Source organism: Oceanispirochaeta sp., assembly GCF_027859075.1.
GTDB lineage: Bacteria > Spirochaetota > Spirochaetia > DSM-2461 > DSM-2461 > Oceanispirochaeta.
On record NZ_JAQIBL010000329.1, the window covers coordinates 1 to 4,346 of the forward strand.

The following is a 4,346-nucleotide window of genomic DNA, read 5'->3' on the forward strand; positions in this document are numbered from 1 at the left end:
GGAACTGCTTGTGGCCTGGTGATAGGTATTGGATCTTTTGATTTTGTCGGCAACCTCGGCCATATCCTGGGTATCATCAACAATGGTCACGGCATTACCCGCTCCCACACCGTAGGCAGGAGTTCCGCTGGAGTAGGCAGCCTTAACAAGTCCCCCGCCCCCTGTAGCAAGGATCAGATCACACTGTTCCATAAGATCCTGTGAGTTTTCCATGGTGACTTCATCTACATGGATGATCAGGTCAGCAGGATATCCGCCTGCCTCCAGGGCTTCTCTCATCTTGTTAATGACCATTTCATTGGTTTTTCTGGCTCTGGGATGGGGCGCCAGGATGATGGCGTTCCGGGTCTTGATGGCACTCATGGCCTTAAGAACCTGGGTGGCCTCACAGTTGGTACAGGGAACAAGAGCTCCGATAACACCCACAGGCTTGGCCAGTTTCATCAGACCCAGAGCCTCATCTTCTTCGATGACGCCAACCGACTTTTTACCCTTCATATCAAACCAGCCGCCACGGACTTTGTTCATCATCTTACCGTATTTGCTGGGAACGTCCCCCATCTGGGTTTCTTCTACGGCAAACTCGGCAATTTTTTGTGCGAACTCTTCCTGAATGGTGGCCCAGGCGATGCGCTGACACATGTCATCCACCTGTTCCTGGCTGAAAAACTCAATCTGTTTCTGAGCTGCACGGGCTCTTTTCATTAATTTACTGATATATTCTGACATCTCTAATTCCTTATTATTCTATTGATTTCAATTCCGATTATGCGTCAGGGTTGGGAACCATGAAGTTTCTGACAACGCCCAGCAGTTCTGTGTAACCCGCGAGGAAACCTCTGAGAGTACGAGTGATGGCACCGTAAGTATCAAACTCGGCATGATTCAGACCATAGGCCTCGTAGGCTTTGGTGAAATCAGGAAACTTTTTGTGCAGTTCTTCCAGTATAGCGGGATCTACTGGTTTATCAATGGTAACTTTAGGATCAATATCGCTGGCGTTGAACTTTTTCTGCCATCCGCTGGGGATTGTCTGAACAATGTTGTCTCCGATGAGTTCTGACCAGTGCAGCTGGTTTCTATAAGCTGCTGAAAGCAGTCTGGTTCTGAATCCTTTTTCTTTGTAAATTCTATAGGCTTCCTTAAAAGCAGCCACTCCGGCCCAGTCAAGAACACCTGGAGTGGTCAGGATTTTTTCTTTGCTGGCAACAACTTTCAGCCAGTCATCCAGGCGGCCTACCATGATGGTACAAACAGGAGTCAGGAAAGAGATATCCTTACCTTCGGCTTCTCTTCGCATTAAGCCGCGTTCTACGGCTTCTCCAACGGCAACCGCCTGGGGAACTGTAAAGCTGACGGTAGCATTGATATTGACACCATTGTAGGTAGCTTCTTCGAATGCCTTGATTCCGGCTTCAGTAGCAGGCATTTTAATCATCATATTGTCGGCCAGTTTGCTGAATCTAATGGCCTGTTTGGTCATGGCTTCTGTATCTCTATAGAGCTGGGCATTGGTCTGAATGGAGATTCTTCCCTTTTTTCCTTTGCTTGCGTCAAATACAGGTTTCAAGATATTAGCGCCTTTAACAGCCATTTCTTCGATGAGTTTCCAGGAAACGTCTACTTCCGATCCTGTGGGCATCTCTTTGATAATCTCTTTGATTCTGTCCTGCCAGAGATGCATTTCCTGCTTGAGAACATTCAGTACGATCACAGGATTGGTAGTTGCTCCGGTGGCACCGTTTTCGATGGCATATTCCAGTTCTTCGATTGAACAGGAATCGTTCCAGACTTCCATATCACAGATAGATACCGATTTTTTCATGGGGCTCATATTTTTCATGTTTATCTCCTGATTTCTTTAAAACATATTTGTATTGTCGTATTGTATGATAATATCAGTTTGCGTGGTTTGTAAAGGGTTATTTTACATATTGTCTGATATTCTTACTTTCAAAAGTTTGCAATATAATTAATATGCCATTAAAATTATTTATTTGGAGGATTCCATGACAAATTCAGATAAGATTCTGCGTACGGAACTGAAGAAGCAGATCTATGGAAATCAGGCCCATATCTCCCTGGAGGCTGCTCTGACAGGCTTTCCCTTCCATCGGGCGGGAGATCATTACGGGAACCTGGAACATACGATGTGGACCCTGGTCTGGCATATCCGGTTCTGCCAGGACGATATCATTGACTATGTTTTGAATGAAAACTATAAGGATGCCAAATTCCCTGAGGGTTATTGGCCGGATTCGGATGCCCCGACAGATAAAGAGGAGTGGGAACAGACCTTGAAAGGTATCCAGACAGGCTTGAAGACCCTGGAGGCCTGGATAGAAACTGAGGATCTCTTTGCCCCCCTGAAGAACAATCCCGACCACAACCTCTACCGGCAGATAACGATTATTGCCCAGCATAACTCCTATCACTGCTCTCAGATACTCGATCTCCGCCGGCTTTTGGGTCTTCCCCTGAGGGAATATTAAAAAAGGCTGTCCCGAGTTTAGCGGACAGCCAGAAACTTAATGATTTCTAATCATTCCTCTTTATCCCCCCAGAATCTGGAAAGCAGGTAGAGCCCTGTGACAAATATAATGGCCGTGACAAGCAGACCTGCCAGAGCACTGTGGGTAATACCGCTGGTCAGATGTCCGAAAAGCGCCGAAATGGCTACAAATACAGCATAGGGAACCTGCGTTGCCACATGTTCAAGGTGAGGAACACCAGCACCGGTAGAGGAGAGAACCGTCGTATCCGAGATCGGCGAAGAATGGTCTCCGAAGATAGCGCCTCCCAGGATGGCACCAATGGGAACCAGGGTTGCAGACATCAGGGCGGCACCACTCATGCCGGCAGCTTCTCCCAGACCTACCGCAATTGGCATAGTGAGGGGAATCATAATCGCAAATGTTCCCCAGCTGGTTCCTGTTGAAAAAGAAAGAATACAGGCGATAACAAAAACAACCACAGGCAGCAGAGCCAGAGGAAAACCGCCATTGACGATGACATTGGAAAGGTAGGTGGTCAGTCCCAAACCGCCATCGGCGGGACTGCTTTTGATCAGAGAGCCCAATGCCCAGGCCATGACCAGAATCATCAGTGCTGGTACCATGGACTTGAAGCCTTCAACAATGGCCTCACCGGCAGTTTTAATAGTGAGTCTGCGGCGCAGCATGAAATATACGTAGGTAATAAGAAGTGTAATGATCGTGGCATCCATCATGGCTGTGGAGGCATCCGAATCATTGAATGCTTCACCGATAGACATATGAGCCATAGCATCAAAGAATCCGGAATAAGCTGATACATCCCCATAGCCCCGTCCCATCCAGGTATTGATAGGGAACATGGCAAAACAGATAATGATCAGGAGAAAAATGGGGACCAGCATATCATAGGGTTTAGCCCCATCCAAAAATTTCTCTTCAAATTTTTCCTCTACCTGACCAGATACGGCTCCATATTTTTCTTCATCAAAAAGACCGAGCCCCTTCTCTGCCCTGTGTTCAGAATGGAGCATGGGTCCGAAGTCTTTTTTGGTGATGGTAATGAATCCGACCATGATGACCGCAAAAATGGCATAGAAGTTAAAAGGGATCACCCTGATAAAGTAACCCATTTCACTGATACCCAGGGAAGAAAAACCATCAGACTCTTTAATCACGGACATGACATACACGACCCAGGTGGATATGGGTGCCATGATGACCACTGGTGCAGCTGTGGAGTCCAGAACATAGGCCAGTTTGGCACGGGACACCTTCTTTTCATCCGTCAATGGCTTCATGACTGTACCAATGGTCAGTGAATTGAAGTAGTCATCGATGAAGATGAATATACCAAAAAACCAGGACAATAGAAGAGCGCCTCTCTTTGTTTTGATTCTTTTAGAGGCCCAGTGACCGAAGGCATAGGCCGATCCTGTCTTCGAAAGTATGCCTACGAGAACTCCCATGAGAGCTGTAAACAGAAAAATCCTAAGATTCCATCCGTCATTCAGAGAGTTAGCCAGGAGGTCGCTTAAACCGGTGAGGGCAATAAAGGGATTCCCTCCAGCAATCAGGAGTGTTCCTGAAAGGATACCCATAAACAGGGAAATAATCACATCCTTGGTCATAAGTGCCAACACAACAGTCAAAAGTGGAGGGATAAGTCCCCAGATTCCAAATGTTTCCATATGTCCTTCCTTTTGTTAATTTTTAGAAAGCCTTCATCACTACTAGAGTAACGACAATGAATTATTTTACGACAAGATTGGCGTGAGGTGAAGCAAAAAATATTTTTTTTACAGGGAAGGATGTGTTTGAACTGATGAGATGGGATCTGAGGATGGCTAGCTG

General features: G+C 46.5%; 4 protein-coding genes. 1 reads left to right on the forward strand and 3 read right to left on the reverse strand.

The features are described from left to right. The coding region (locus PF479_RS18640; protein ID WP_298009961.1) for an aldehyde dehydrogenase family protein at positions 1 to 729 on the reverse strand (729 nt) is incomplete at its 3' end. 37 nt (positions 730 to 766) lie between these two features. Next, a complete protein-coding gene (locus tag PF479_RS18645) occupies positions 767 to 1,843 on the reverse strand; it encodes a transaldolase family protein (RefSeq protein WP_298009964.1) in 1,077 nt (358 codons plus the stop codon). Between the two features lie 166 nt (positions 1,844 to 2,009). On the opposite strand from PF479_RS18645, the gene PF479_RS18650 reads away from it, so the two are divergent. After that, the gene (locus tag PF479_RS18650; protein ID WP_298009967.1) at positions 2,010 to 2,492 is read left to right on the forward strand and encodes a DinB family protein; all 483 of its coding nucleotides are present in this window, start codon (positions 2,010 to 2,012) and stop codon (positions 2,490 to 2,492) included. Positions 2,493 to 2,542: 50 nt separating this feature from the next. Here PF479_RS18650 and PF479_RS18655 read toward each other — a convergent pair whose 3' ends face one another. After that, complete coding sequence (locus PF479_RS18655; RefSeq protein WP_298009970.1) at positions 2,543 to 4,183, reverse strand: Na+/H+ antiporter NhaC family protein; 1,641 nt, start codon at positions 4,181 to 4,183, stop codon at positions 2,543 to 2,545. Positions 4,184 to 4,346 lie beyond the last annotated feature (163 nt).

Coding starts and splice junctions, on each gene's coding strand:
- PF479_RS18645 (WP_298009964.1), bottom strand. CDS start 1,843: ATGAAAAATATGAGCCCCATGAAAAAATCGGTATCTATCTGTGATATG.
- PF479_RS18650 (WP_298009967.1), top strand. CDS start 2,010: ATGACAAATTCAGATAAGATTCTGCGTACGGAACTGAAGAAGCAGATC.
- PF479_RS18655 (WP_298009970.1), bottom strand. CDS start 4,183: ATGGAAACATTTGGAATCTGGGGACTTATCCCTCCACTTTTGACTGTT.